Origin of the sequence: Agrobacterium sp. YIC 4121 (assembly GCF_002008205.1) — a bacterium.
Lineage (GTDB): Bacteria > Pseudomonadota > Alphaproteobacteria > Rhizobiales > Rhizobiaceae > Agrobacterium > Agrobacterium leguminum.
The window spans coordinates 247082-273661 of the sequence record NZ_MRDI01000016.1; the positions used below are offsets into that span (position 1 = coordinate 247082).

26 protein-coding genes are annotated in these 26580 nt (G+C 61.3%); 13 read left to right on the forward strand and 13 right to left on the reverse strand.

Annotated elements, in window-relative coordinates; translation table 11 throughout:
- Positions 1-21: 21 nt before the first annotated feature.
- The 6 genes from BTE54_RS15755 to coaD all read right to left on the reverse strand — a co-directional run bounded on the left by BTE54_RS15755 (position 22) and on the right by coaD (position 5313).
- Positions 22-1179, reverse strand: a complete 1158-nt coding sequence (locus BTE54_RS15755; protein WP_078053064.1) for an aminodeoxychorismate synthase component I — start codon at positions 1177-1179, stop codon at positions 22-24.
- A 37-nt stretch (positions 1180-1216) separates the two neighbouring features.
- Positions 1217-2347 carry a tRNA guanosine(34) transglycosylase Tgt gene (gene tgt, locus BTE54_RS15760; protein WP_078053065.1) on the reverse strand — a complete coding sequence of 377 codons (1131 nt, stop codon included), beginning with the start codon at positions 2345-2347 and terminating at the stop codon, positions 1217-1219.
- Complete coding sequence (gene queA / locus BTE54_RS15765) at positions 2347-3429, reverse strand: tRNA preQ1(34) S-adenosylmethionine ribosyltransferase-isomerase QueA (RefSeq protein ID WP_078053066.1); 1083 nt, start codon at positions 3427-3429, stop codon at positions 2347-2349. The genes tgt and queA overlap by 1 nt, the downstream gene beginning before the upstream one ends.
- Positions 3430-3673: 244 nt before the next feature.
- The gene (locus tag BTE54_RS15770; RefSeq protein WP_065655977.1) at positions 3674-4183 is read right to left on the reverse strand and encodes a peptidylprolyl isomerase; all 510 of its coding nucleotides are present in this window, start codon (positions 4181-4183) and stop codon (positions 3674-3676) included.
- Between the two features lie 36 nt (positions 4184-4219).
- Entirely contained in the window at positions 4220-4789 is a 570-nt protein-coding gene (locus BTE54_RS15775; RefSeq protein ID WP_004442095.1) for a peptidylprolyl isomerase, read from the reverse strand.
- A 29-nt stretch (positions 4790-4818) separates the two neighbouring features.
- The gene (gene coaD / locus BTE54_RS15780) at positions 4819-5313 is read right to left on the reverse strand and encodes a pantetheine-phosphate adenylyltransferase (protein ID WP_059760169.1); all 495 of its coding nucleotides are present in this window, start codon (positions 5311-5313) and stop codon (positions 4819-4821) included.
- A gap of 437 nt (positions 5314-5750) precedes the next feature.
- On the opposite strand from coaD, the gene BTE54_RS15790 reads away from it, so the two are divergent.
- The 8 genes from BTE54_RS15790 (at position 5751) to BTE54_RS15825 (ending at position 13438) form a co-directional block, all read left to right on the forward strand.
- Entirely contained in the window at positions 5751-5930 is a 180-nt protein-coding gene (locus BTE54_RS15790; protein WP_004442101.1) for a hypothetical protein, read from the forward strand.
- Positions 5931-5970: 40 nt separating this feature from the next.
- Positions 5971-6105 (forward strand): hypothetical protein, encoded by a 135-nt coding sequence (locus tag BTE54_RS25435; protein WP_256387174.1) that lies wholly within the window; start codon positions 5971-5973, stop codon positions 6103-6105.
- 269 nt (positions 6106-6374) lie between these two features.
- Positions 6375-8267, forward strand: coding sequence for a peptidylprolyl isomerase (locus tag BTE54_RS15800; RefSeq protein WP_078053068.1), 1893 nt, complete (start codon positions 6375-6377; stop codon positions 8265-8267).
- Between the two features lie 16 nt (positions 8268-8283).
- On the forward strand, positions 8284-9303 hold the full coding sequence (gene trpD / locus BTE54_RS15805) for an anthranilate phosphoribosyltransferase (protein WP_078053069.1): 1020 nt from the start codon (positions 8284-8286) through the stop codon (positions 9301-9303).
- A 10-nt stretch (positions 9304-9313) separates the two neighbouring features.
- Positions 9314-10129, forward strand: a complete 816-nt coding sequence (gene trpC / locus BTE54_RS15810; RefSeq protein ID WP_065655980.1) for an indole-3-glycerol phosphate synthase TrpC — start codon at positions 9314-9316, stop codon at positions 10127-10129.
- A gap of 7 nt (positions 10130-10136) precedes the next feature.
- Complete coding sequence (gene moaC / locus BTE54_RS15815) at positions 10137-10643, forward strand: cyclic pyranopterin monophosphate synthase MoaC (RefSeq protein WP_078053070.1); 507 nt, start codon at positions 10137-10139, stop codon at positions 10641-10643.
- The gene (gene glp / locus BTE54_RS15820) at positions 10644-11861 is read left to right on the forward strand and encodes a gephyrin-like molybdotransferase Glp (RefSeq protein WP_078053071.1); all 1218 of its coding nucleotides are present in this window, start codon (positions 10644-10646) and stop codon (positions 11859-11861) included. It begins immediately after the preceding gene.
- A 506-nt stretch (positions 11862-12367) separates the two neighbouring features.
- Positions 12368-13438: a GGDEF domain-containing protein gene (locus BTE54_RS15825; protein WP_078053072.1), complete on the forward strand. Its 1071-nt coding sequence runs from the start codon at positions 12368-12370 to the stop codon at positions 13436-13438.
- Between the two features lie 226 nt (positions 13439-13664).
- Here the strand turns inward: BTE54_RS15825 and BTE54_RS15830 are convergent, their stop codons facing one another.
- The 3 genes from BTE54_RS15830 to BTE54_RS15840 form a co-directional block, all read right to left on the reverse strand.
- Positions 13665-14273: a pyridoxamine 5'-phosphate oxidase family protein gene (locus tag BTE54_RS15830; RefSeq protein WP_065655984.1), complete on the reverse strand. Its 609-nt coding sequence runs from the start codon at positions 14271-14273 to the stop codon at positions 13665-13667.
- A gap of 49 nt (positions 14274-14322) precedes the next feature.
- On the reverse strand, positions 14323-16134 hold the full coding sequence (locus BTE54_RS15835) for a monovalent cation:proton antiporter-2 (CPA2) family protein (RefSeq protein WP_078053073.1): 1812 nt from the start codon (positions 16132-16134) through the stop codon (positions 14323-14325).
- 277 nt (positions 16135-16411) lie between these two features.
- Positions 16412-16780, reverse strand: coding sequence for a DUF971 domain-containing protein (locus BTE54_RS15840; protein WP_003522738.1), 369 nt, complete (start codon positions 16778-16780; stop codon positions 16412-16414).
- A gap of 132 nt (positions 16781-16912) precedes the next feature.
- Between BTE54_RS15840 and moaA the strand changes: the two genes are divergently transcribed.
- The 5 genes from moaA to mobB all read left to right on the forward strand — a co-directional run bounded on the left by moaA (position 16913) and on the right by mobB (position 21438).
- Positions 16913-17962 (forward strand): GTP 3',8-cyclase MoaA, encoded by a 1050-nt coding sequence (gene moaA / locus BTE54_RS15845; protein WP_078053074.1) that lies wholly within the window; start codon positions 16913-16915, stop codon positions 17960-17962.
- A 171-nt stretch (positions 17963-18133) separates the two neighbouring features.
- Positions 18134-19102, forward strand: a complete 969-nt coding sequence (locus BTE54_RS15850; protein ID WP_078053075.1) for a DMT family transporter — start codon at positions 18134-18136, stop codon at positions 19100-19102.
- A 1-nt stretch (position 19103) separates the two neighbouring features.
- A complete protein-coding gene (locus BTE54_RS15855; RefSeq protein ID WP_078053076.1) occupies positions 19104-20303 on the forward strand; it encodes a multidrug effflux MFS transporter in 1200 nt (399 codons plus the stop codon).
- Entirely contained in the window at positions 20300-20926 is a 627-nt protein-coding gene (mobA, locus tag BTE54_RS15860) for a molybdenum cofactor guanylyltransferase MobA (RefSeq protein ID WP_078053077.1), read from the forward strand. Before BTE54_RS15855 ends, mobA begins: the two co-directional genes overlap by 4 nt.
- A complete protein-coding gene (mobB, locus tag BTE54_RS15865; protein WP_078053078.1) occupies positions 20923-21438 on the forward strand; it encodes a molybdopterin-guanine dinucleotide biosynthesis protein B in 516 nt (171 codons plus the stop codon). The genes mobA and mobB overlap by 4 nt, the downstream gene beginning before the upstream one ends.
- 294 nt (positions 21439-21732) lie before the next feature.
- Here the strand turns inward: mobB and BTE54_RS15875 are convergent, their stop codons facing one another.
- The 4 genes from BTE54_RS15875 to serS all read right to left on the reverse strand — a co-directional run bounded on the left by BTE54_RS15875 (position 21733) and on the right by serS (position 26556).
- Positions 21733-23298 (reverse strand): LysM peptidoglycan-binding domain-containing M23 family metallopeptidase, encoded by a 1566-nt coding sequence (locus BTE54_RS15875; protein ID WP_198939161.1) that lies wholly within the window; start codon positions 23296-23298, stop codon positions 21733-21735.
- Positions 23299-23643: 345 nt separating this feature from the next.
- Positions 23644-24297 carry a protein-L-isoaspartate(D-aspartate) O-methyltransferase gene (locus BTE54_RS15880; RefSeq protein ID WP_003522731.1) on the reverse strand — a complete coding sequence of 218 codons (654 nt, stop codon included), beginning with the start codon at positions 24295-24297 and terminating at the stop codon, positions 23644-23646.
- The gene (gene surE / locus BTE54_RS15885; RefSeq protein ID WP_065655992.1) at positions 24294-25064 is read right to left on the reverse strand and encodes a 5'/3'-nucleotidase SurE; all 771 of its coding nucleotides are present in this window, start codon (positions 25062-25064) and stop codon (positions 24294-24296) included. Before surE ends, BTE54_RS15880 begins: the two co-directional genes overlap by 4 nt.
- A 208-nt stretch (positions 25065-25272) precedes the next feature.
- Complete coding sequence (gene serS, locus BTE54_RS15890; RefSeq protein ID WP_078053082.1) at positions 25273-26556, reverse strand: serine--tRNA ligase; 1284 nt, start codon at positions 26554-26556, stop codon at positions 25273-25275.
- Positions 26557-26580: the final 24 nt, after the last annotated feature.

Here is a 26580-nt window from a genome sequence, read left to right on the forward strand (position 1 = left end):
GCACAGGAATGAGGGAGGCGACTAACTCCGAAGCAACCTGTCCCCCACCGCGAATTTCGATTTCAGCAGACACTCGTCATACTCCGCTTCGGCAACGGAATCGAACACGATACCGCCGCCGACATTGAAGACGGCGCGGCCGTCATCAAACAGGCTGAGCGTGCGGATCGCCACGGAGAACCGCATCTCACCACTTGGAGACATGAAGCCGATTGCGCCGCAATAGGCGTCGCGCGGCGTCGCTTCCAGCTCGCGCAGAATTTTCATCGCCCACATTTTCGGCGCGCCGGTAACGGAGCCGCAGGGAAACAGGGCAGCGAAAATATCTTCCACCGTCACGTCAGGCAGAAGTTTCGCCCGCACATGGCTCACCATCTGGTGCACGGTCGGATAAGTCTCGATATCGAACAGCCGCGGCACATCAAGGCTGCCGACTTCGGTAATGCGGGAAATATCGTTGCGCAGCAGATCGACGATCATGCGGTTTTCGGCGAGCGTCTTTTCATCCGCCAGCATTGCGGCGATAATCGCCCGGTCTTCTGCCACATCGGCTCCGCGCGGCGTCGTTCCCTTCATCGGATGGGTTTCGATGAAACCTTCTCCGTCGACCGAGAAAAACAGTTCCGGTGAGCGCGACAGGATGACCGGGCCGCCGAGATCGACAAGCGCGCCATATTTCACCGGCTGCCGCTCGATCAGCGACCAGAAGGCCGTCAGCGGATCGCCGCTCCAGCGGGCATGGACCGACATGGTCAGATTGCCCTGGTAACAGTCGCCGCGACGCAGGTGCCCGTGCAGCCGCTCGAAACGCTGGCAATAGTCTTGAAGGGTCCATGCCGGCACGGGATCAGACAGAAACGCATCCGCATCCGGCAGATTTGCCGGCCGCGCAAACCGCCCCTCATCCGGCTGCGGGCCGGAAAAGACGCCGAAATTGAGAAACGGCACGTTGCGAGGCTCGTCCGCGAAAGGCGCGAGCTTCGGCTCGAACAGGAAACCCGCCTCGTAGGACATATAGCCGGCGAGGTATTTCCCGGCCCGGCGCAGCTCTTCCATGCGCTTGAGCGCAGCAAAAAACGACGCCGGTTCATCCACGACAACGATCTCTTCCGGCTCGGTGAAGGCTGTCACCGTGCCGGTCGTGTCATCCCGGAAAAGAACGTAAGGCGCGTGTGCCAAGGAAAGCGTCCGAAACAGGAGAAAAAGTCGGGAAGCGTCAGATGGGGTCTATATCGCCCCGCGCCCACATTTCGATAGTTTCCGCATAAAAATCGGCGAAACGGCCTTCCTCGATAGACTTGCGGATACCCTGCATCAGCTCCTGATAATAGGCAAGATTGTGCCAGGAGAGCAGCATGCCGCCCAGCGCCTCATTGGCGCGGGTGAGATGGTGCAGATAGGCGCGGGAATAATCGCGCGAGGCCGGGCAATTGGACTGCTCGTCCAGCGGGCGCATATCCTCGGCATGGCGGGCATTGCGGATATTGACCTTGCCACGACGGGTAAAGGCAAGCCCGTGACGGCCGGAACGGGTCGGCATCACGCAGTCGAACATGTCGATGCCGCGCGCCACCGATTTCAGGATGTCGTCGGGCGTGCCGACGCCCATCAGGTAACGCGGCTTTTCGGTGGGCAGCACCGGCAGGGTGATATCGAGCATGCCGAGCATCACATCCTGCGGCTCGCCGACGGCAAGGCCGCCGACCGCATACCCCTTGAGATCGAGCTGCTTGAGGCCCTCTGCGGAACGGACGCGCAGGTCCGGCTGGTCGCCGCCCTGCACGATGCCAAACATGGCCTTGCCGGGCTGCTCGCCAAAGGCGACGCGGCAGCGCTCGGCCCAGCGCAGCGACATTTCCATGGCGCGCTCGATTTCCTTGCGTTCGGCCGGCAGCGCGATGCATTCATCGAGCTGCATCTGGATATCCGAATCGAGCATGCCCTGAATTTCAATCGAGCGTTCCGGCGACATGTGGTGCAGCGAACCGTCCACATGGCTCTTGAAGGTCACGCCCTTCTCGTCGAGCTTGCGCAGGCCGGAAAGCGACATCACCTGAAAACCGCCGCTATCGGTGAGGATCGGATGCGGCCAGCGGATCAACTCATGCAGGCCGCCAAGGCGGGCAACTCGCTCCGGACCCGGCCGCAGCATCAGGTGATAGGTATTGCCGAGAATGATATCGGCCCCAAGCTCCCGCACCTGATCGAGATACATGGCCTTGACGGTGCCGACGGTGCCGACCGGCATGAAGGCGGGCGTGCGGATGACACCGCGCGGCATGGCGACTTCGCCGAGGCGTGCGCCGCCGCTCGTGGCTTTCAGGGTGAAGGTGAATTTGTCGTGCATCAGTTTTTCCGGAACAACAGGCTGGAATCGCCATAGGAATAGAAGCGGTATCCGGTTTCGATGGCGTGCCTGTAAGCGTCACGCATCGTTTCGAGACCGCAGAAAGCCGAAACGAGCATGAACAGCGTCGATTTCGGCAGGTGGAAATTCGTCATCAGAATATCGACCGCGCGGAAGCGGTATCCCGGCGTGATGAAGATGCCGGTGGCGTCGGACCATGGGTGGATAACGCCATTCTCATCGGCCGCACTTTCGATCAGGCGCAGCGATGTCGTGCCGACACAGACGATACGTCCGCCGCGCGCCTTTACCGCATTCAGCCGGTCGGCGGTTTCCTGAGACACATGGCCGATCTCGAAATGCATCTTGTGATCGTCGGTATCGTCGGACTTCACCGGAAGGAAAGTGCCTGCCCCAACGTGAAGCGTCACGAAATGCCGCTCGATGCCCACCCTGTCCAGCGCGGCAAACAGATCGGGCGTGAAATGCAGCCCGGCGGTGGGGGCGGCAACGGCTCCCTTTTCGCGGGCATAGATGGTCTGGTAATCGGTCTGGTCCTGCGCATCCTCCGGCCGTTTGGCCGCGATATAGGGCGGCAGTGGAATATGGCCGACGGAGGCAATCGCCTCATCCAGCACCGGGCCGGAAACGTCGAACAGCAGCGTGATCTCGCCCTCCTCGCCCTTCTCCTCCACGGTGGCTTCCAGATGGGCAAGGCCGCAGGCATTGTCGCGCTCGTAACCGAAACGGATGCGGTCGCCCTGCTTGATGCGCTTGCCGGGACGCGCAAAGGCTTTCCAGCGGGATTGATCGGCGCGCATGTGCAGCGTGGCCGAAACCGCCGTCTCCGGCGCGCCTTCGCGCAGCCGCACACCTTCCAGCTGGGCGGGAATGACGCGGGTGTCGTTGAACACCAGCGCATCGCCAGCCTTCAGGAAGGACGGCAGATCGAAGACGCGATGGTCTTCCATGCGGTTCTCATTCGGATCGACCACCAACAGGCGCGCGCTATCGCGCGGGTTCGCCGGGCGCAGAGCGATATTCTCCTCGGGCAGATCGAAATCGAACAGGTCTACACGCATTGCAAGGGCTCTCGAAAATATCAAAACCCGCCCTCAATGGGGCGGGTGGTGGGTAGTGACAAGGCTTCGTCTAACGAGACGTCATCCTCGGGCTTGTCCCGAGGATCTAACCACGTAGCCGTCGGGGATCGTTAGATCCTCGGGACAAGCCCGAGGATGACGACGGAGAGGTTGGCACCCTTGTCATCAATGTGAAACGCCCCGCAGTTTCCTGCGGAGCGGGTAAACACTTTATACGCTATCCTCAGGCCGCAGAAGCGAGCTTGATGGAAACGATCGAATCGGGGTCCTTCACCGGCTCGCCGCGCTTGATCTTGTCGATGGCCTCCATGCCTTCGATGACCTGGCCCCAGACGGTGTACTGCTTGTTGAGCCACGGAGAATCCGTGAAGCAGATGAAGAACTGCGAGTTGGCGGAGTTCGGGTTCTGCGAACGGGCCATGGAGCAGGTGCCGCGCACGTGCGGAATGGCGGAGAACTCGGCCTTCAGGTCCGGCTTGTCGGAGCCGCCCATGCCGGCGCGTGCCGGGTTGAAGCTTTCCGAACCCTTCTTGCCGAACTTCACGTCGCCCGTCTGGGCCATGAAGTCTTCGATGACGCGGTGGAAAACGACGCCATCGTAAGCGCCTTCCGAGACGAGTTCCTTGATGCGGGCAACGTGACCAGGCGCAACTTCCGGAAGCAGCTGGATCACGACCTTGCCGGTCGTCGTTTCCATGATGATGGTGTTTTCCGGATCCTTAATCTCGGCCATGACTATTCTCCTCTGTTCGGGCTCTATTGCCCTACCTTACTTCTTGCCGACGGTGACCTTGATCATCCGGTCGGGGTTGGAAACTTCGCCGTTGCTGCCCTGCCCGCGCTTGATCTTGTCCACGGCTTCCATGCCGGACACGACCTTGCCGACCACGGTATACTGGCCGTTCAGGAACGGACCGTCGGCAAACATGATGAAGAACTGCGAATTGGCGGAATTCGGATCCTGCGAGCGGGCCATGCCGACCACGCCGCGCGTGAACGGAACCTTGGAGAATTCGGCCGGAATATCCGGCAGGTCGGAACCGCCGGTGCCCGCACGCTGGGCGCTGAAGCCCTTCTCCATATTGCCATACTGCACGTCGCCGGTCTGCGCCATGAAGCCATCGATGACGCGATGGAAGGCCACATTGTCATAAGCGCCCTTCTTGGCCAGCGCCTCGATCTGCGCCACGTGCTTGGGCGCGACATCCGGCATCAGTTCGATGACAACGGGGCCGTCCTTCAACTGCACGGTCAGGAGTTCGGCGGCGGAAGCGAAGGTGCTGGCGGCGAGAGCGCCTGCAAACATGGCGCCGGCAAAGGCAAATCGAACGAGTTTCATCGGATTGGCTCCAGAATGTGAGGCTGAAGTTAGCGCTTCAGCTTGGCGTTGAGGGCTTCAAGCACGGCTTTCGGCACGAAGGCGTCGACATTGCCGCCCATGGCGGCGATCTGCCGGACCAATGTGGCTGTGATGGGTCGCGACGAGGTGCCGGCGGGCAGGAATACGGTCTGGATATCGGGCGCCATCTGGCGGTTCATCCCGGCCATCTGCATTTCATAATCGAGATCGGTGCCGTCGCGCAGGCCGCGTAGCAGAAGGCGCGCACCGTGCTGGCGGGCGGCATCGACGACGAGATTATCGAAGGAGACGACTTCCATGCGCGCCGCTTCGCCCGGCAGATGTTCGGCAAGCGCCCGCTTTATCAGCCCTGCCCGCTCCTCGAAGCTGAACAGCGGCGCTTTTCCGGGATGAATGCCGACCGCAACGATGACTTTCGACGCCACGTTCAGCGCCTGAATAAGCACATCCAGATGTCCGTTAGTCATCGGATCGAAGGATCCTGGATAAAAGGCAATCGTCATATCGCTCTCAGATGGTGGGCGCGTCTCGACGCTTCAGCATATGTGCCGCCTTTTGTCATGGAGAGGCACGCGGCGCAAGACTTTATAACCAACCCCTCACAAGCGTGGCTGCGGCGTGAACCGCGGATGAATGGGCCGTTCAGTGCGGTTTCACAGCTATTTTGTTTAAATGCACAGCATCGGGAAACCGAAACGCCCCTCACTCGTTAAGCATCCGGAGAAATGAAAATGCTGGCCTTCATGATCGTCCTTTCGATCATCGCTTCATTCGCTGCCGAGTATATTTTTCTCGAATGACGGCCTTAGCCAGTTTCCTGAACGCCAGATGAACGAACCATTCAAGGAAGTTTCACAGGCGCGATGCTAATCGATTTTTACGGTTGACGCGGAACATGTTTGGACATGGCGCGTTAAGAAAGAACCAAAGGAACGGACAGATGTTTGTAAGAGAAAAACAGTCTACTTCGGCGAAAATCAGCGTCATCAGCACCGCCTGGACAGTACTGGTTATCGCAATGGTAGCAACGACGTTTAGCCTTTATGAACAGAAGCCTGAAAAACTGGGCCCGGACTATCCGCAGCTGACCGCCCGTTATCAGTATATGAATTACTACTGATAACGGAGAGAATTTTCTCGAAACTCCCGGAGACGATATCATGTTCACATTTCTGACAATGCTTCTTGCCCTGATCAGCGTTATGTTCGTGACATCGATGATCTCCGTGGTCGCCGAAATGCGACGTGAAGACGAGGAATTCAAGGCGATGATCCGGCGCGACCGCGCCTTCTGAGCGCGACGGGCCGGGCAGACGGCCGCTTAAAAGTGATTCTTTTCAACCGCCTGGACCTTCCGGGCGGTTTTATTTTGCGCTTCGCCGGGGCAAGGCGGCGAAGACGATGGCGGAAAATCCCGCCTCCAATCACACAAGCGTTTTCAAAACCCCGTTTTTCCAAGGCAAATTCCCTTCAATTTCCTTTTGGATTGATTTAAGGAACGCCGATACGTTGCGGGCCGGAGAGCCGGCGACCGCGACGACGTTCCTGTGAGGTTTGCATAACGATGCTCGATTCCCTGAGAAATGCTTCTCGAACCATGGCAGCCAAGCTGCTGCTTCTCCTGCTTGTTGTCTCTTTTGGCATCTGGGGCGTTTCCGCATCGCTTGTCACCGCCAATTCCCACGCCGTCATGACGGTGGGCGACCAGACGGTCAGCCCGGAGGAATTCCGCCTCGCCTATCAGCGCCAGATTTCCGATCTCAGCCGCCAGTTCGGCACAAGGCTGACGACCGAGCAGGCCAAGGCATTCGGCATCGACCGTCAGGTGTTCAGCCAGCTTGCGGCCGGTGCAGCGCTTGACGAGCTGGCCTCGAAGATGAATCTCGGCCTTTCGGAAAACCGCCTCGCCAATCTCATCGCCGAAGACCCGGCCTTCAAGGCGGTCAACGGCCAGTTCGACCGCAATCTCTTCAGCGAGCGCCTGCGCAATTCCGGTTTCCGCGAGGATGACTATATCAAGGAACGCAGTAAGGTCGCCGTCCGCAGCCAGATCGTCGAAGCCGTTTCCGACGGTTTTGCCGCGCCGCAGGTGCTGGTGGATGCGCTGAAGCAATATCGCAACGAGCAGCGCGCCGTGGATTACGTCATTCTTTCGAACGCCGTCATTCCGCCGGTCAAGGCGCCGGGCGACGACGTGCTTGCCCCCTGGTTCGAAACCAACAAGACGAAATATCGCGCGCCCGAGTTCCGCAAGTTCACCTATGTGAAGCTTGAGCCGTCCGATATCGCCGATCAGGCCGCCGTCACCGACGCCCAGATCGCCGATTATTATAACAGCCACAAGGACAGCTTCCGCACCGCCGGCCGTCGCACGGTTGAGCAGCTGACCTTCCCCGAAAAGGAAATGGCAGAGGCCGCCGCCGAGCAGATCCGCCTCGGCAACACCACCTATGACCAGGTGGTGAAGGATCAGGGCAAGACCGCTTCCGACGTCACGCTCGGCGAATTCACCAGGGATACCATCCCCGACCAGTCGATTGCCGACGCCGCTTTCGCCATCCAGAAGAATGGCGGCGTATCGCCGGTGGTCCAGGGTTCCTTCGGCCCGGTTCTCCTGCGCGTCACCGGCATCAAGCCGGAAACGACCCGCACGCTGGAAGAGGCGAAGGAAGATATCCGCAAGGACCTCGCCACCGCCGCCGCTGCGGAAGAAATCACCAATGTTCACGACCGTTACGAGGATCTGCGCGCCGGCGGTTCTTCGCTCGCCGATGCGGCAACGCAGTTGAACCTGAAACCCGTCACCATCGCCGCCATCGACGCTTCCGGCCTCGATGAAAAGGGCGATTCGGTTCAGGGCCTGCCCTCCCCGCAGCTCGCGCGGGAGGTCTTCAAGACCGAACCCGGCACGGAAGCGCTGCCGATCAATCTCGGCCGTGAAGGCTACATCTGGTTCGATGTCGACCAGATCATCGCCGCCCGCGACCGCACGCTTGCCGAAGTTCGCGACGATGTCGTGGCCGACTGGACGGCGGAGCAGCAGCGCAACGCGCTTGCCGCCAAGGCCGAGGAACTGAAGGCGCGCGTCGAAAAGGGCGACACGCTGGAAGCCGTGGCCGGTGAGCTCAGCCTTGCCGTCGAACAGAAATCCGGCCTGCGCCGCAACAGCGAAGACGCCATTTTCGGCCAGCAGACGATCGCGGCGGTCTTCTCCGGCGCGGAGGGCAAGGTGGGCACGGCGGCCGATGCCGACGGTTCCAGCCGTATCCTCTTCAAGGTCAACTCGGTCGACACCAATGCGCCTGCCGACGCGCTCGCCAATGACGACCAGCAGTTCGCCGCGATTGCCCGCGCGGCCGGCGACGACATGCTGGACCAGATGGTCAACCGCCTGCAGAATGACTATGGTGTCACCATCAATCAGGCCCTCGCCGATCAGGCGATGGTCGGCTTCTAACCCGGGGGGCGACAAGATGGCCGAACTGAAGCCGCTGATCGCCAAGGTCGCCAATGGAGAAAGCCTGAACCGCGAGGATGCGCGTACGGCTTTCGACATTCTGATGTCGGGCGAAGCCACGCCGTCGCAGATCGGCGGCTTCCTGATGGCGCTGCGCGTGCGCGGGGAAACGGTGGACGAAATCGTCGGCGCCGTCTCCTCCATGCGTTCCCGCATGCTGCCGGTTTCGGCCCCCGCCAATGCCATCGATATCGTCGGCACCGGCGGTGACGGCATCGGCACCTATAATATCTCGACGCTCGCCTCGATCATCGTCGCCGGCACGGGCCTGCCGGTCGCCAAACACGGCAACCGGGCGCTGAGTTCCAAATCCGGCACGGCGGATGCGCTCTCTGCACTCGGCGTGAAGCTCGATATCGGTCCGGAACTCATCGCCCGCTGCATCAGCGAGGCAGGTCTCGGTTTCATGTTCGCGCAGCTTCACCATTCGGCCATGCGCCATGTCGGTCCAAGCCGCGTCGAACTCGGCACGCGCACCATCTTCAACCTGCTCGGCCCCCTCTCCAACCCGGCGGGCGCCAAACGGCAACTGCTTGGCGTCTTTTCGCCGCGCTGGCTGGTGCCGCTTGCGGAAGTGCTGCGCGATCTGGGTTCGGAAAGCATCTGGGTCGTCCATGGCGACGGCATGGACGAGGTGACGACCACGGGCGTTACCCATGTCGCGGCACTGGAAAATGGCAAGATTCGCACCTTCGACCTGACGCCGAAGGATTTCGGTGTCGAACCTGCTTCCATGGAAGATCTGAAGGGCGGAGACGGCATTGCCAATGCGGCGGCGCTGCGCGAGGTTCTGTCCGGCAAACGCAACGCCTATCGTGACGTGTCGCTGTGCAACGCGGCCGCAGCGCTGGTTATCGCCGGCAATGCGGAGACACTGTCTGAGGCGATGGCGATCGTCAGCGAGGCGCTGGACAGCGGCAAGGCCGCAGCCGCGCTCGACCGTCTGGTCGCCGTGTCCAACGAGGTTCAGGAATGAGAGCGAGATCATGAGCGACATTCTTAAAAAGATCGAGATTTACAAGCGCGAGGAAATCGCCGCCGCCAAGGCGAAGGTTTCGCTGGCCGACCTGAAGGCCATGGCCGCAGACCAGAGCGCACCGCGCGGTTTCTACAGGGCACTCCGGGCAAAGCAGGCCGAAGGCAAATTCGGTCTGATCGCCGAAATCAAGAAGGCCAGCCCCTCCAAGGGCCTCATCCGCCCGGATTTCGATCCGCCGGCGCTGGCCGCCGCCTATGAAGCCGGTGGCGCCGCCTGTCTTTCGGTGCTGACGGATAGCCCAAGCTTTCAGGGCGCCCCGGAATTCCTCACCGCCGCCCGCAATGCCTGCGCCCTGCCGGCGCTGCGCAAGGATTTCATGTTCGAGACCTATCAGGTGCATGAGGCCCGCGCCTGGGGCGCGGACTGCATTCTCCTCATCATGGCCTCGCTTTCCGACGACGAGGCGAAACGCCTTGAAGACGAGGCTTTCGCGCTCGGCATGGATGTGCTGGTGGAAGTGCACGATGAGGAAGAAACGGAACGGGCGCTGAAGCTTGCCTCGCCGCTTCTCGGCATCAACAACCGCAACCTGCGCACCTTCGAGGTCAGCCTCGAAACCAGCGAGAAGCTCGCAGGCCTCGTGCCCGCGGAAAAGCTGCTGGTCGGCGAGAGCGGCATCTTCACCTTCGAGGATTGTAAGCGTCTCGAAAAAAGCGGCATCAGTACCTTCCTCGTCGGCGAAAGCCTGATGCGCAAGGACGATGTGACGGCGGCCACCAAAGCGCTGCTGACCGGCCAATCCGGCATTCTGGCAGCGGAATAATGCACCGATGAGCGAGGCGGGAAAGCTCACCCATATCGATGCCGGCGGCGAAGCGCATATGGTCGATGTCGGCGACAAGGCCGAGACCGTCCGTGTTGCAGTCGCCGAAGGCTTCGTGAAAATGAAGCCGGAAACGCTGGCGCTTATCCGCGAGGGCAACGCCAAGAAGGGCGATGTCATCGGCACTGCACGCCTCGCCGGCATCATGGCCGCCAAGCAGACGGCAAATCTCATCCCGCTCTGCCATCCGCTGATGCTGACAAAGGTGGCGGTGGATATTACCGAAGACGCCGCCCTGCCCGGCCTGCGGGTCGAAGCGCTGGTGAAACTGTCCGGCAAGACCGGCGTGGAGATGGAAGCGCTGACCGCCGTATCCATCGCCTGCCTGACGATCTATGACATGGCCAAGGCCGCCGACAAGGCGATGGAGATCGTCAATATCCGCCTCCTTGAAAAGAGCGGCGGCAAATCCGGTGATTTCAAAGCCAGTGATTTCGGGCGACAGGAGAACTGAATGAAGCCGCTGCTGCCCGTGGATGAGGCCATCGCGCGCCTTCTGGACGCAGCGGTTACGGTCACCGACACCGAAACGCTGCCGCTCGCCGAGTGCGACGGCCGCGTTCTCTCGGTCGATCTCATCGCAAGCCTCACCCAGCCCCCCTTCGACGCCTCAGCCATGGACGGTTATGCATTGCGCAGCGCCGATGCACCGGCCATCGGCTCGGTCCTCACCGTCATCGGCCAGGCCGCCGCCGGTCATGCTTTTGCCGGCATGGTGGGTGAAGGACAGGCCGTGCGCATCTTCACCGGCGCGCCCGTGCCGCAGGGTGCGGACACCATTCTCATTCAGGAAGATGCCGAAGTGCTGGAGGGCGGAAAAATCCGCACCGCCTTCGACGTCACCGCCGGGCGACATATCCGCCCGCGCGGACAGGATTTTACCGAAGGCGAAGCGGCCCTGAAGGTCGGGCGGGAACTCGGTTTCACCGACCTGACGCTCGCCGCGGCGATGAATCATGCCGCGCTCACCGTCTATCGCAGGCCGCGCATCGCCATCCTCGCCACCGGCGATGAGTTGCTGCCGCCGGGAAGCGCGCCGCAGCCCGCCCAGATCATCGCGTCCAACACCTTCGGCGTCGCAGCCCTCGCCCGGCAGGCGGGTGCCGAGGTTCTCGATCTCGGTATCATTGCCGATGATGACAGGCTGATCCGCGCCGCTATCGGCAAGGCGGTCGCGGCGAAGGTCGATGTGCTTGTGACGCTCGGCGGCGCCTCCGTCGGCGACCACGACCTCGTGCAGGCAGCCTTGAAGGCGGAGGGCATGCAGCTCGATTTCTGGCGCATCGCCATGCGTCCGGGGAAACCGCTGATGGTCGGGTCCATCGGCGCCATGCAGGTTCTGGGCCTGCCCGGAAACCCGGTTGCCAGCCTCGTCTGCGGCCTGCTGTTCCTCGAACCGCTGCTCCGCAGCATCGCCCGCCGCGCGCCGCTGCAACGCACGACGACCGCCCGCACCGCCACGCCGTTGAAAGCGAATGATCATCGGCAGGATTATCTGCGCGCCCGTTTCAGCACGGACGAAAACGGCCTGCTGGTGGCGGAAGCCCATGCGAAGCAGGATTCATCGATGATGAAGATATTGGCCCATTCCGACGGCTTGATCGTGCGCCCGCCAAACGCGCCGGCGGCGGCGGCCGGGGCGGAATGCCCGGTTATCAGGCTGAGATCCTGACACGCAGGCGATACGGCCGGACCTGCGGCCGGCAGCATAACTGGCCTCTTCCTGAACCTTACCGAACGGTTGCCGCGCCGTCACAAAACGGCACCGCCGCGTGCCGCATGGCACGGCAATCGAAGATAAGACTGTAACATTCCTGTATCCCGACACGAACGATAAAAAAAACCGCCTATAGGCGGGATTTCCACGAATTCAAAAACCACCATGGCTTTCCGCCGCGGAATTATTTCTACATATTGTTGTGCCAAAATAAATCACACGAATCCCGTTATTGGGATTGACAGAATAAATGCGATGCTGTCACCAAGGCGAATAGTAGAGGGAAAAAATTCCGGAATTCTTTAGAATGAAAATTACTTATATTTATCAATTAAATAAGATAAAAAGTGACGAAAATGAAGTTTCCGGGCACAAAAATTAGTTTCCCATAAATTAAGCTTTCCAAAACGACCTTCATAATAATAATCATAGTCGATAAGCAGACTCACTGGAGTTTCTTGATGAACACGGCATCCACGCCCAAAACCACGGGGCCCGACATTGCCGGGCAGATTGCCTATGCCATGCGGAGCATGGGTGTTTCGCCGATCCCGCGTAACTACAGCCTCTTTTACGAAGCCTATATCGGTTCGAACCCTGCCCTGACGAAGGATCTGGCAGCGCTTGGAAACCGGGTCACGCAGGAGGATCTGGACGAGCTGTCCTCACGTTACGGGGAAGGCAATCCCGCCCGGTCCATCGACGATGCGCATGAGAAGCTCAGACGCGAACTGGAGGGCCTTCTGGGCACACTGAGGCGCGAACAATCCTCCATCGAAAACTACAACAGGATTCTCGGCGAAACGCGTCAGCGCATCGACGACAAGAATGCCGCCAGCAGCAATATTCTGAGGAATGCGATTTCGCTGCTGGCCGAGGCCACCGGCTCGAAGATCATCGACGGCGAAAAGACCTTCAACGATGTCAACCGCCATGCCGAGGAAATGCATCAGGTGCGTCTGGAGCTGGATGAGTACAAGCGCATCGCCAATACGGATTCGCTGACGCGCCTGTCCAACCGGCGCGCCTTCGACGACCGGCTGGCATCCATCTATGACAGCTCCATCGGCCTGCAATATACCACGCTCGTCCTGCTCGATATCGATCATTTCAAGCGGATCAACGACACTTTCGGCCATCCGGTCGGCGACAAGATTCTCGCCACCGTCGCCTCGGTCATCCGCGCCAATGTCCGCAAGGATGGTTTTGTCGCCAGAAGCGGCGGCGAGGAATTCGCCATTATTCTGGACGGCAATACGCCGGAAGAGGTGATGGTGATGTGCGAGCGCATCCGCCTGTCGCTGGAAAGCACGCCCTTCCGCAATTCGAGATCGGGCGCCGACTACGGCACGGTAACGATCTCACTCGGCTTCGCTTCCGCCGCACAGGCCACCAACCCGAGCGAGCTTTACGGCCATGCCGACACCGCGCTCTACCATGCCAAGGAAACCGGCCGGAACCGCTCCGTCTATTACGAGGACGGCATGCAGAAGAACTATACCGGCAAGAACTGGCTGATTTATCGGACGTGAGGATGGTGGTGTGTGCACCACTATCTCCTCCGTCATGCCGGACTTGATCCGGCATCCAGTCACGGCGCGTCTGCGCCGTGAGAAAAGCCTCTTGCGATCAAGGACTTGATCGCGCTAGACCCCGGATCCAGTCCGGGGGGACGGAGTGAGACGCTCCGCTTTCGCCAATGACGTAAGCCTTGCGAGGATTGCCTCAACGGCCCGATGGTCGCGTCGTTACTGCACCTCACCACATGGTCTTCGCCGCCCGCGCCGCCCATTCCCGGTCATAGGTCTCCTGATCGAATTCCGCCTTGGCCGCCTTGAGCAGAAGACCGGGTGTCGGAAGCGAGGCCGGGTCGACGAAATTATCGGGGTTCCATAGTTCCGAGCGCATCAGCGCCCGGGCGCACTGGAAATAGACTTCATCGATTGTCACCACGATGACGGTGCGCGGATGTTTGCCGTCCATCTCGAAGCTTTCCAGCAGGTCGAGATCGACGGAGACCACAGCACGGCCGTTGATGCGCATCGTCGTATTCGAGCCGGGTACCAGGAACATCAGCGCCACGCGCGGATCGCGGACGATGTTCAGAAGCGAATCCACACGGTTATTGCCGCGCCAGTCCGGCAGAAGCACGGTCCTCTCATCGGCCACCCGGACCACGCCGCCCTTGTCGCCGCGCGGCGAACAGTCCATGCCTTCCGGCCCGACCGTCGCCAGCGCCAGGAACGGCGAAGTCTCGATCATCAGCCGGTATTCGGCCGTCAGCGTGGCTGTCACCTTGGCGATCGATGCCTCGCTCGTGCTGTCATAGATGGCCTTCAATTCCTCAACCGTGCGAATGATCGTCATGTCCTATCCCTGCCAATTCCCTCTGTCGCCGCCGAAAGACCGGGGCGTGCTATTCCTCTGCCGCTTCCGCCTTTTCCCGCTCGGCCCGCTCGCGGGCGGTGCGGGCGGCAACGAGATCGGCCGGCTGGGCATTGCCGCGGATCAGCGAACGGCCGGCATAGATGCCGCCGACGACTTCCATGGCGAAACGTTCCTCGTCGCGGTCGCGGAATTCTTCCACCAGACGCGCGGCATCTTCCCGCTCCTCGCCCATGGCGCCAAGCACTTCCTCGCTGAAATTCAGCGCCGATTCCAGCGTTTCGCGGATCTGGTAATCGACGCCAGCCTTCAGCAGATCGATGGCATGGCCGCGGTCGTAAGCACGGGCGAGAACGGGCACCAGCGGGAATTCGTGCTTGACGATCTCCGCGATCCTGACGGCCGCCTCCTTGTCGTCGACGCAGATAAGCACGGCACGCGCCGTGCTCGCCCCGGCAGCATGCAGGATTTCCGCCCGCGAACCGTCGCCATAATAGACCTTGAAACCGAATTCCGCCGCATCGCGCACGAAGTCCGCATCCTTGTCGATCAGCGACAGCGTATAGCCCCGCGCCAGAAGCGGCTGGCTGACGATCTGGCCGAAACGCCCGAAGCCGATGAGGAGAATGCTGCCCTCGACATTTTCAGGCAGGTCGAGATCGTCGGTATTGGGAACCGCCGCCGGCACCAGCCGGTCATGCAGGATGACCATTAGCGGCGTCAGCACCATGGAGATGATGATGGTCGCCGTCAGTATGGCGTTCGCCTCCCGGTCGAGAATGCCGGCGCTGACGGCGGCAGAATAGAGCACGAAGGCGAATTCGCCGCCCTGCGCCATCAGCACCGCCCGTTCCAGGCTTTCGCGCCGGGTGGTGCCGAGCGCCCGCGCCACGCCATAGATCAGGAAGGCCTTGAGCAGCATGTAGCCTGCGACGCTGATGACCACGAGCTGCCAGTTGGAGGCGATGACGGCAAGATCGATCGCCATGCCGACGCCCAGGAAAAACAGACCGAGCAGAATGCCGCGAAACGGCTCGATATCCGCCTCCAGCTGATGGCGGAAGGAGGATTCCGACAACAGCACGCCGGCGAGAAAGGCGCCCATGGCCATGGAAAGGCCGCTGACCTGCATCAGAAGCGCCGAACCCAGCACCACCAGCAGCGCCGCGGCCGTCATCACCTCCCGCGCGCCGGAAGCCGCGAGCAGGCGAAAGAACGGGTTGAGAAGATAACGCCCGGCAAGGATAAGCGCACCGACGGCGGCAAGCGCGATGCCGACGGAAGCCCAGCGTTCCGACGCCGTGACATGTTCGCCGCCCGAACCGAGGAAAGCGACAAGCGCCAGCAGCGGCACGATGGCCAGATCCTCGAACAGCAGGATGGCGATGATGCGCTGGCCTTTCAGGCTCGACATGCTGTTGCGCTCCTGCAGCATCTGCATGACGATCGCCGTCGATGTCAGCACGAAACCGGTACCGGCGACGAAGGACATGATCACGGGAAAGCCGAGACCGACACCGATCAATGTCAGGCCCGCCATGCAGACCAGCACCTGCAGCGCCCCCAGCCCGAAAATATCCTGCCGCATCGACCACAGCCGCGACGGCTGCATTTCAAGGCCGATGATGAACAGGAACATCACCACGCCGAGTTCCGCTATATGCAGAATGGCCTGCGAATCGGAGAAAAAACCGAGACCGTAAGGCCCGATCACCAGGCCGGCGGCCAGATAGCCGAGCACCGAACCGAGGCCGATGCGCTTGAAGATCGGCGCGGCGACAACGCCTGCCGCCAGCAACACGACCACCTGGGCCAGATCATTTCCGTTCGCTTCTACAGCCACACGCCACCCCGTTTAAATAGTGAGACAAGAGCTTTGCCCTCGTCCGATTATCGGCAACGCGCAAGAACATTTCCTCCGTCATGCCGGACTTGATCCGGCATCCAGCCACGGCGCGTCTGCGCCGTGAAAGGACTCTCCCGCGATCAAGGACTTGATCGCGCTGGACCCCGGATCAAGTCCGGGGTGACGAAGCGCGGATGCAACAACGTTGCCAAACGCACCAGTTCTTCAACCCCTTGCCATCATTCTCACGAGGGCGTCTCCCTCGGTGTTTTCTCTACCGGTATCGCGGTTCCCTGCTCAAGCCCTTTTCGGCGAGCTGCCGCTCATAATCCGCAAACAGCGCGTCCCCGGTCTCACCCAGTTCCTTCAGATATTTCCAGGTGTAGATGCCGCTATCGTGGCCATCGTCGAAAACGATGCGAACCGCATAATTGCCGGTGGCGACCATGGAACGGATGGTAACGTCGCGTTTGCCGGGCACTGTGACCTTTTGTCCCGGCCCATGGCCCTGCACCTCGGCAGAGGGCGAAAGCACGCGCAGCATCTCGGCCTGAAGGCGATAAACGCTTCCATCATCGAAGGAAACGGTCAATTCGCGCCGGTCTTTCGACACAAGCAGCTCGGTCGGCCAGGCATCGCTCATTTTTCACTTCCGCAAGCTCGTCATATGCGTCAGAATTACGGACTTGCCTCACGATAGGCAAGCCACTACATCAGCTAATAGAGCACACATTTGGCGTGTGTGCCCGGCGCAAGGCGCATTGAGGATGGAGACGTGAACGGTTTCTCCGGCTCGCTTGAAAAAGCGAAAACCCTGACGGAAAACAGCACACCGATGGTGGACCCTTTCGGCCGCGCCATCACCTATCTGCGCGTTTCCGTCACCGACCGCTGCGATTTCCGCTGCACCTATTGCATGTCCGAACACATGACCTTCCTGCCGAAGAAGGACCTTCTGACGCTCGAAGAACTCGACCGGCTCTGTTCCGTCTTCATAACGCGCGGCGTGCGCAAGCTGAGGCTGACCGGCGGCGAGCCGCTGGTGCGCAAGAACATCATGTCGCTGGTGAGGAACCTCGGCCGCCACATTGAAACCGGTATGCTGGAAGAGCTGACGCTGACGACAAACGGCTCACAGCTGGCCAAATTCGCTGTCGAGCTTGCCGATTGCGGCGTGCGCCGCATCAACGTGTCGCTCGATACGCTCGACCGCGACAAATTCCGCCACATCACCCGCTGGGGCGATCTCGACCGTGTCATGGAGGGGCTCGACGCCGCCCAGGCCGCGGGCATCAAGGTCAAGCTTAACGCGGTGGCGCTGAAGGACTTCAACGACGCCGAAATGCCCGACCTCATGCGTTTCGCCCACGGTCGCGGCATGGACCTGACGGTGATCGAAACCATGCCGATGGGCGAGATCGAGGAAGACCGGACCGACCGCTACCTGCCGCTTTCGCAGTTGCGCGCCGATCTGGAAAAGAGCTTCACGCTCATCGACAGCGATTACCAGACCGGCGGTCCCGCCCGTTACGTGACGGTGAAGGAAACCGGCGGCCGGCTCGGCTTCATCACGCCGATGACGCATAATTTCTGCGAAAGCTGCAACCGCGTCCGCCTCACCTGCACCGGCACGCTTTATATGTGCCTGGGCCAGGATGACGCCGCCGATCTGCGCACCGCGCTGCGCGCCTCCGACAGCGACGCCTATCTTTCCAGCGCCATTGATGAAGCCCTTCTGCGCAAGCCGAAGGGGCATGATTTCATCATCGACCGCACCCACAACCGGCCTGCCGTCTCCCGCCATATGAGCGTGACCGGCGGCTGAGCGACGGCTGAAACTGTTTCTCGTCCACCCACCCATATAAACGGTTGAAATGCCGGCTGTGCCGTGCCACGTCTCTTTACATGGAGGAATGCGCGGTCACGCCGGAAAGGCGGCCCAAACCGCCCCGAAAGGGCGGCCGGGAAAACCGCGCATGGTCTGGGATATTTTGGAATGGCATTGACGGACAATACGCGCGGCGCCCTGTTGATGGCGCTCGCCATGGCAAGCTTCACGGCAAATGACGCCCTGACGAAATCCGTCACCCCCTATATCAACACCGGCCAGATCATGTTCGTCCGCGGCATCATGACGGTGGTGCTGATCTATATCGCCGCCCGCCATTTCGGCGCGCTCCGGCCGCTGAAAACCCTCATGCGCCCCATCATCATCCTGCGCTGTCTCTGCGAGGTGACTGCGGCCGTGCTCTATCTGACGGCGCTCGGCCTTATCGAATTCTCCAATGCCTCGGCCATATTGCAGTCCCTGCCCCTGGTGGTGACGCTGGGTGCGGCGCTGTTTCTGCGTGAGCCCGTGGGCTGGCGGCGCTGGGTGGCGATCATCGTCGGCTTTATCGGCGTGCTCGTTATCATCAGGCCCGGCCCGGAAGGCTTCACGCCGGGTGCGCTTCTGGTCGTCGCATCGCTCGCCGTCACCGCTGCGCGCGATCTGCTGACCCGGAAAATGTATGCCGATGTGCCCTCGCTCGCCATCACCGTCATCACCGCCTTCGTCAACATGGCGGTGGGCGGCCTGCTGATCGTGCCCTTCGGCGGCTGGCAACCGATGAACTTCATGATCGTATCGCATCTGGCGGCTTCGGCCATTCTGGTGCTCGTCGGTTATCAGGCGATCATACTGTCGATGCGATCAGGCGAAATCTCCTTCGTCGCGCCGTTCCGTTATACCGGCCTGCTCTGGGGTTTCATGATCGGCGTGTTCTTCTTCAACGAAAAGATCGACAATTACACCATTGTCGGCGCCATGATCGTCATCGGCTCCGGCCTTTATACCTTCTACCGCGAAAGCCTGCGCAAGCGCTCGCAGATGGCCAAGCGCGCAGCCGCCACACCCACCGCCGCGACCACGGTACGGCCGGCTTCCGTAACGAAAGCTGCCGTTACGGAAGAGGCGGGAGAATGACATGAACAGCGGCCGTTTTCTGGACAGGACCACCCCGCCCCACATCATCACGCTGGTCGTCATCGCCGGCGTTGCGGCGCTGTGCATGAATGTGTTTCTGCCCTCGCTTGCGGCCATGGCGGTTTATTTCGAGACCGACTACGCGGTGATGCAATTTGCCGTTTCGGGTTATCTTGCCGCCACCGCCTGCCTGCAACTCATCATCGGCCCGCTTTCCGATCTCTTCGGACGCCGCCCGGTCATGCTGGCCAGCATCGCCATCATGATCGTCGCAACGCTCGTCTGCATGCTGGCGCCCAATATCACCGTCTTCATGATCGGGCGCGTCGCGCAGGCGGCCGTCGTTTCCGGCTTCGTGCTGGCGCGCGCCATCGTACGCGATATGGTGCCGATGGAACAGGCGGCCTCGATGATCGGCTACGTGACCATGGGCATGTCCGTGGTGCCGATGGTGGGGCCGACGGTTGGCGGGTTGCTTAACGACATTTCCGGCTGGCAGTCGAGCTTCGCCCTCCTCTCCCTGCTCGGCGTCGGCATTCTGGTGCTCGCCTGGTTCGATCTCGGCGAAACCAACCACAATAAATCGGCGAGCTTTTCGCAGCAGTTTCACGCCTGGCCGGAACTGCTGCGCTCGCCGCTGTTCTGGGGTTACGCGCTGACCTCGACCTTCTCATCGGGCATGTTCTTCTCCTTCCTCGGCGGTGCGCCCTTTGTCGGCAGCGTGCTTTACGGGCTTGCGCCGGCCATGCTCGGCCTGCAATTCTTCTTCATGGCCAGCGGTTACATGCTCGGCAACTTCATCTCCGGCCGTTATGCCAGCGAAATCGGCATTACCCGTATGATGCTGTCGGGCAATGTCATCGCCATTGCGGGCATCGCCACGACCATGCTGCTGATCTCCGCCGGGGCGGAAAGCGCCTATGCGTTTTTCGTGCCGCTCGCCTTGATCGGCGTCGGCAACGGCGTGACACTGCCAAGCGCCAATGCCGGCATGGTCAGCGTCCAGCCGCATCTGGCCGGTTCCGCCTCCGGCCTCGGCGGCGCGATGACCATCGGCGGCGGCGCAGCGCTCTCGGTGCTCGCCTCCTCGGTCCTGTCCAGGGAGGACGGAACCTGGCCGCTTCTTCTGGTGATGCTGGCGACCGGCCTTGTCGCCCTCCTCACCACCTATGTCGTAAGGCTGCAGGAAAAGCGGGAATGACGGCCCCTTTCGAAATACCCGGTCTCGTGCTCGCCGGCGGGCTTTCGCGGCGCATGGGCAGCAACAAGGCGATGGTGCAATTGGGCGATGCGCCCCTCATCTCCCATGTCATCAGCCGCATCACGCCGCAGGTCTCAGATGTCACCATCAACGCGGCCAATGGCTGGGCGGAGGGTTTCGGCCTGCCGCTCCTGCCCGATACGCTGAACGGCCATGCCGGGCCGCTCGCGGGTATTCTGGCGGGCATGCGCCATTTCCAGCACCGCGGGGATGCGGCGAGCCACTTTCTGACGGCGCCCGCCGACAGCCCGTTTTTCCCGGACGATCTCGTGGCGCGGCTTTGCGAACACCTGTCGGACAATGCGATCGTCATCGCCGCCTCCAGCGGCCAGCTTCACCCGGTTTTTGCGCTGTGGCCGCTGGCGCTGGCCGACGATCTCGAGGCGTGGCTGAAGAACGATGCGAACCGGCGCATCCGCGCCTATCTCGCGCGCCATGTCACCATCGGCGTGGCCTTCCCGCCGCTGGAAACGGCAAAGGGCAGCCTCGATCCGTTCTTCAACATCAACACGCCGGATGAACTGGCGCTGGCGCGCAGCTATCTGGAGAACCTGCAATCATGACGGCACAAAAGGTCTTCGGCATCGCCGGCTGGAAGAACTCGGGCAAGACCGGCCTTGCGGTCCGTATCGTCACCGAGCTGACGGCGCGCGGCTACCGCGTCTCCACCATCAAGCACGCCCATCATGATTTCGATATCGACAAGGTCGGCGCGGATAGCTGGCGTCACCGCCAGGCCGGCGCACACGAGGTCACCATCGTTTCCGGCACCCGCTTCGCCATCATGCATGAATTGCGTGGCGAACCGGAACCCTCTTTCGAGGATATTCTCGCCCGCCTCGCCCCCTGCGATCTGGTATTGATCGAAGGCTACAAATACGAGCCCGTGCCGAAGATCGAAGCACGCCGGCTGGAGGCCGCCAAGACCGAACCGCTTGCGCCGCTCGATCCGCATATCGTCGCCATTGCCGCCGACCATGCGGTGACAGACACGGCGCTGCCGGTTTTCGATCTCGACGATACCGGCGCCATTGCCGATTTCATCGAGAAGACGGTTGGGTTAGTGAGGGCGTAAACAGGCGTCGGAACGGCGCGGCGTCGGCGCCCAGGCCGCCTCCCCACTTCCGTCATACCGGCCCTGAGCCGGTATCCAGCCAGCCCAAGTCCTTGGGCTGAAAGGACACTCTCGCCGCGCCGACGCGCGTCGGCTGGATGCCGGATCAGGCCCGGCATGACGGAGGAGATGTGCCGTAAAACCGAAACCCACAACGCCTGCCGCAACGCCGACGTAACCTCCCGTGATCCCCCACCCCAAAAATGAAAAAGCCGGGCTCTTCACCCGGCTTCATCATTCCTTGAGACGCAATACCTATTCAAGGAAACTGGAGGGGTTCACCGGCGTCGCATCCTTGCGAACTTCGAAGTGAACCTGCGGACGCTTGGCGCTGCCGGTCATGCCCGATGTGGCGATGGTCTGGCCGCGCTGGACCTTCTGACCGCGCTGCACGTCGAGATTGGCGGCATTGCCGTAAACGGTGACCTTGCCGTCGTCATGGCGGACAAGAACCGTGTTGCCGAGCTGCTTCAGGCCGTTGCCCGCATAGATGACCACGCCGTTTTCAGCGGCCTTGATCGGCGTGCCTTCCGGAACGGAGATGTTGATGCCATCGTTGCGGCTGCCTTCGACATTATCGCCGAAATTGTTGATGACCGCGCCGCGAACCGGCCAGCGATATTTGCCGATGCCCGTGGATTCCGGTGCGACGGAAGCCATGTCGGCCTTTTTCTCGATGTCGCTGACACTGGCGGTGGCCGGTGTGGCAGGTGCAGTCGGAGCCGCGGCAGCAGCCGGTGCCTTGTAGGGCTCAGGCTTGGCGGATGCGGTTTCGACCGGCTTGGCCGCTTCCTTGGCGGGAACGGAAGCCGTCTTGATGGCATCCGTCGAAGCGCCAGGCATGTTGAGCGTCTGGCCGACGCGGATGCTTTCGTTGCTGAGACCGTTTGCCGCCTTGAGGGCAGAGACCGACACGCCGTTTTCGCGGGCAATCTTCGCCAGGCTATCGCCCGGCTGAACCTTGTAGCCGCCGGTGGGCGGCAGCGGCTTGCCGCCGGGAGGCGTCAGCTTGCCGGTTTCGGAGGAAACCTTGTCACGGGCGGCGGCCTGCGACGGCAGCACGGCCACATTCCCTTCAGGACTACGCAGCGGTGTCGGCTGGTCGCCATTGCGGTTGAGAGCGATATCGCCGGCCGCGTCCTTGGCGGCATTGCGGACCTGACCGAACTTCGGAATGAGGATCGACTGGCCGGCCTGCGCCGAAGATGCGGTCTTCAGACCGTTGACGCGCAGCAGTTCCTTTTCCGGAACGCCGTAGCGGTTGGAGAGGGTCGCGATGCTTTCGCCGGGACGCAAGGTCACGGAGGAAGCGCCGTCGGTGTGCCAGCCGTTCTTGTCTGAACGGACGGTTGCGGTCGTCAGATTGTCGGTGACGGGAGCGGCAGCCTGACGGGCGGGCGCAGCAAGCGACGGCGCGGCCTTGGGCTGAGCGGACGGGAAAGGCTGGGCCATGGCTTCGTTGCGGGTCGACGGATCGCGGCTTGCCACGACCGTCGGCGCCGACAGCTCGGAACGCTGCACCGGAGAGGCCGAAGCCGAGCGGGCCGTGGAAGGCTGAACGCCGCCATAACCACCCGATTGCGGGTAGGAATTGCCCGCCATGTTCTGGTTGGCATAACCGCCTTGCGGTGCGGCAGAGGCGTAACCGCCATTCATGTCGCCCTGCGGAACCGGGGCCTGCCCGTAAGCACCGCCGCCCTGACGGGCAGGAATTGACGCCGTGGTCATCTGATCCGGTCCACTGGAAAAGAGGCCGCTGAACCGCGTTGCATCCGAGCTACAGCCCGTTGCGACGCTTGCCAGCAATGCCGCTGCGAACATTTTTGCGACTGATTTTCCGATTTTAGACGAATGTCTCATACGCATGACTCGATCTACACTGACGCCAACCCGCCGCATCGAGACCGATCCGGCACAAATTTCACTTCTTGCAAGGCCCATTTCCCGAGGTGGGGAAAACCATGCGTCGATGTTTATGATTAAAGCGCGTTAGTGTTACCACGCCGTTAAAACGTTAAGCCGTTCAGCGCTTTTTTGACACTTCGATAACCATGACGAAAACCGGATGCGTCATGTTGATACAATAATGATATTGAAAATCAGATAGTTGCGGCAATTCAGAACATTAGGAGACAAAAATAGAGTGTCTCCAAAATTTTCATTTTGTCACAAGTGACGCGCAATATGAGTGCTGAGCGGCAGGTAAGGCGCTTCGAACAGCTCTTCCTTCTCGAAGCGGCTGCCAGTCTTGGAGAAGCGCGTCATCACGCAACGCTCGTCTTCGAGAATGATCGGCGCGATCATCATGCCGCCCGAAACGATCTGCTCGGCAAAGAAGCGGGGCATGGTGGTGAAGGCGGCGGTGGAAACGATTCGGTCGAAGGTGCCCTCGCCCACCAGACCGTTGCTGCCATCCGCCTGGCGGATGACGACATTGCGGATGGAAAGATCGTCTAGACAGTTCTGCGCCTGCTGCACCAGCGTCTTGTAACGCTCCAGCGAAAAGACGCGCTCTACCCGGCGAGCGATGATCGCGGTCATGAAACCGCTGCCCGTGCCGATTTCCAGCACGCGCTGGCCGGGTTTCAGTTGCAGCCGGGCAAGGATTTTCACCGCCATGTCGGCGCCTTCCATGAAGGCGCCGCAGTCGATCGGAATCGTGCGGCTGGAATAGGCGTCCGCCGCAAATTGCGGCGGCACGAATTTGGAGCGCGGCGTCTGCTCGACCGCCGTCAGAAGGTCGAGATCGGAAATCCCCTCGCCCCTTAAGCGGAGAACGAGAGCGGCAAAACCTTCCTTTTCGACCATTGCGGATTTCAATCGGCGACTCCGAATCCAAGTGCTTGCGCAACCCGATCCTTCACCGTGTAGTCCGTCAGGTCAAGCTTAAGCGGCGTGACGGAAATCTTGCCATGTTTCAAAGCGTGGATATCGGTGCCTTCGCGGAAGGTGCCGAGACGCTCGCCGAAGCGCAGCCAGTAATAGGGAAAACCGCGGCCATCCTGGCGTTCTTCCACCGTCAGGCCGAAATCGAGCTTGCCCTGTCCGGTCACGGAAACGCCCTGCACATCCTTGGGCGCGCAATTTGGGAAATTCAGATTGAGGAAGGTGCCATCGGGCAGTTCCACATTCATCAGCTTGCGCAAGAGGTCCGGCGCATAGGTCTCGGCGACTTCCCATGGCACGACGCGGCCGTCGACGTGGCTAAAGGCCTGGCTGAGCGCAAAGGAGCGCACGCCCTGCAGCGTGCCTTCGATGGCGCCGGCAATGGTGCCGGAATAGGTCACGTCATCGGCCATGTTGGCGCCGGCATTGACGCCGGAGAGCACGAGATCGGGCTTTTCCGGCAGGACTTCGCGAATGCCCATGATGACGCAATCGGTCGGCGTGCCGCGCAGCGCGAAATGCTTGTCGGAAACTTTTCGCAGACGTAGCGGTTCGGACAGGGTCAGCGAGTGCGCAAGACCGCTCTGGTCGGTCTCCGGCGCGACGATCCAGACATCGTCGGACAGCGTGCGGGCGATACGCTCCAGCACCGCCAGACCTTCGGCGTGGATACCGTCGTCATTGGTCAGCAAAATCCGCATGTTTCTCTCTCCGCTGCTGTATCCCACTATGAGGACACAATGATTTCTCTCACAGAAGCACCCCCACGACCGTCATTCCGGCCTTGAGCCGGAATCCAGTCGACGCGCGTCTGCGCGGCGGGAAGAGTCTTTTTCAGCCCAAGGACTTGGGCTGGCTGGATTCCGGCTCAAGGCCGGAATGACGGCCGCGCCCTTAGAAGACGAACAATCAGGCCGCTTTCTCGATGCGCTTCAGACCGCCCATATAGGGCAGCAGCACGTCTGGAATTGTGACGGAACCGTCCTCGTTCAGATAATTTTCGAGAACCGCGATCAGGCAGCGGCCGACAGCCGTGCCGGAGCCGTTCAGCGTGTGCACGAACTTCGTCGCCTTGTCGTCCTTGCCGCGATAACGCGCATTCATGCGCCGCGCCTGGAAATCGCCGCAGACCGAGCAGGACGAAATTTCGCGATAGGTGTTCTGCCCGGGCAGCCACACTTCCAGATCGTAGGTCTTGCGGGCGCTGAAGCCCATATCGCCGGTGCAGAGCGTCATGGTGCGGAAATGCAGGCCAAGGCGCTTCAGCACTTCCTCGGCGCAGGCCGTCATGCGCTCATGTTCGGCAACGGCGCTTTCCGCATCGGTAATGGAGACGAGCTCGCACTTCCAGAACTGGTGCTGGCGCAGCATGCCGCGCGTGTCGCGACCGGCCGAGCCCGCTTCCGAACGGAAGGACGGCGTCAGCGCCGTGAAGCGCAGCGGCAGCTTTTCCTGGTCGAGAATTTCGCCGGAGACGAGATTGGTCAGCGTCACTTCCGCTGTCGGGATCAGCCAGCGGCCATCCGTGGTCCTGAACAGGTCTTCGGTGAATTTCGGCAATTGGCCGGTGCCGAACATCGCCTCGTCGCGCACCATCAACGGCGAGGACACCTCGGTATAACCGTGTTCGCCCGTGTGCAGGTCTATCATGAACTGGCCGAGCGCCCGTTCCAGACGCGCGAGCTGGCTGGTCAGCACGGTAAAACGTGCACCGGAAAGCTTGGCGGCGCGCTCGAAATCCATATAGCCGAGCGCTTCGCCGATATCGAAGTGTTCCCTGGCCTCGTGGTTCCAGCCGGGCTTCTGGCCGACCACACGGGCCACCACATTGTCATGCTCGTCATTGCCGTCGGGCACGTCGTCAAAGGGCATGTTGGGCAGACGCGACAGGGCATCGTTGAGCTCGGCGGTGACCTGACGGTCCTCCTCCTCCGCGCGCGGCATGTTTTCCTTGAGATCGGCGACTTCGGCTTTAAGCTTTTCGGCAAGCTCCATGTTCTTCTGCGCCATGGCGGCGCCGATTTCCTTGGAGGCGGCGTTGCGGCGCGACTGCATGTCCTGCAGGGACTGGATGACGGAACGGCGCTTTTCATCGAGCGCGATCAGGCCGCTGGCGGCGGGCTCAGCACCTCGGCGTGCAAGCGCCGCATCGAAAGCTTCGGGGTTTTCGCGTATCCATTTAATGTCGTGCATCGTCGTTCCAGACCGTTGTTGCAT

What these genes read in the sequence shown, in the direction of transcription:
- moaC (WP_078053070.1), top strand. Translation starts at nt 10,137, where the DNA reads ATGAGCGAGGCGGGAAAGCTCACCCATATCGATGCCGGCGGCGAAGCG.
- surE (WP_065655992.1), bottom strand. Translation starts at nt 25,064, where the DNA reads ATGCGGATTTTGCTGACCAATGACGACGGTATCCACGCCGAAGGTCTG.
- trpD (WP_078053069.1), top strand. Translation starts at nt 8,284, where the DNA reads ATGGCCGAACTGAAGCCGCTGATCGCCAAGGTCGCCAATGGAGAAAGC.
- glp (WP_078053071.1), top strand. Translation starts at nt 10,644, where the DNA reads ATGAAGCCGCTGCTGCCCGTGGATGAGGCCATCGCGCGCCTTCTGGAC.
- BTE54_RS15770 (WP_065655977.1), bottom strand. Translation starts at nt 4,183, where the DNA reads ATGGCCGAGATTAAGGATCCGGAAAACACCATCATCATGGAAACGACG.
- tgt (WP_078053065.1), bottom strand. Translation starts at nt 2,347, where the DNA reads ATGCACGACAAATTCACCTTCACCCTGAAAGCCACGAGCGGCGGCGCA.
- BTE54_RS15800 (WP_078053068.1), top strand. Translation starts at nt 6,375, where the DNA reads ATGCTCGATTCCCTGAGAAATGCTTCTCGAACCATGGCAGCCAAGCTG.
- trpC (WP_065655980.1), top strand. Translation starts at nt 9,314, where the DNA reads ATGAGCGACATTCTTAAAAAGATCGAGATTTACAAGCGCGAGGAAATC.
- coaD (WP_059760169.1), bottom strand. Translation starts at nt 5,313, where the DNA reads ATGACGATTGCCTTTTATCCAGGATCCTTCGATCCGATGACTAACGGA.
- BTE54_RS15775 (WP_004442095.1), bottom strand. Translation starts at nt 4,789, where the DNA reads ATGAAACTCGTTCGATTTGCCTTTGCCGGCGCCATGTTTGCAGGCGCT.
- BTE54_RS15830 (WP_065655984.1), bottom strand. Translation starts at nt 14,273, where the DNA reads ATGACGATCATTCGCACGGTTGAGGAATTGAAGGCCATCTATGACAGC.
- BTE54_RS15850 (WP_078053075.1), top strand. Translation starts at nt 18,134, where the DNA reads ATGGCATTGACGGACAATACGCGCGGCGCCCTGTTGATGGCGCTCGCC.
- BTE54_RS15825 (WP_078053072.1), top strand. Translation starts at nt 12,368, where the DNA reads ATGAACACGGCATCCACGCCCAAAACCACGGGGCCCGACATTGCCGGG.
- BTE54_RS15840 (WP_003522738.1), bottom strand. Translation starts at nt 16,780, where the DNA reads ATGAGCGATGCCTGGCCGACCGAGCTGCTTGTGTCGAAAGACCGGCGC.
- queA (WP_078053066.1), bottom strand. Translation starts at nt 3,429, where the DNA reads ATGCGTGTAGACCTGTTCGATTTCGATCTGCCCGAGGAGAATATCGCT.
- mobA (WP_078053077.1), top strand. Translation starts at nt 20,300, where the DNA reads ATGACGGCCCCTTTCGAAATACCCGGTCTCGTGCTCGCCGGCGGGCTT.
- BTE54_RS25435 (WP_256387174.1), top strand. Translation starts at nt 5,971, where the DNA reads ATGTTCACATTTCTGACAATGCTTCTTGCCCTGATCAGCGTTATGTTC.
- BTE54_RS15875 (WP_198939161.1), bottom strand. Translation starts at nt 23,298, where the DNA reads ATGTTCGCAGCGGCATTGCTGGCAAGCGTCGCAACGGGCTGTAGCTCG.
- mobB (WP_078053078.1), top strand. Translation starts at nt 20,923, where the DNA reads ATGACGGCACAAAAGGTCTTCGGCATCGCCGGCTGGAAGAACTCGGGC.
- BTE54_RS15790 (WP_004442101.1), top strand. Translation starts at nt 5,751, where the DNA reads ATGTTTGTAAGAGAAAAACAGTCTACTTCGGCGAAAATCAGCGTCATC.
- serS (WP_078053082.1), bottom strand. Translation starts at nt 26,556, where the DNA reads ATGCACGACATTAAATGGATACGCGAAAACCCCGAAGCTTTCGATGCG.
- BTE54_RS15855 (WP_078053076.1), top strand. Translation starts at nt 19,104, where the DNA reads ATGAACAGCGGCCGTTTTCTGGACAGGACCACCCCGCCCCACATCATC.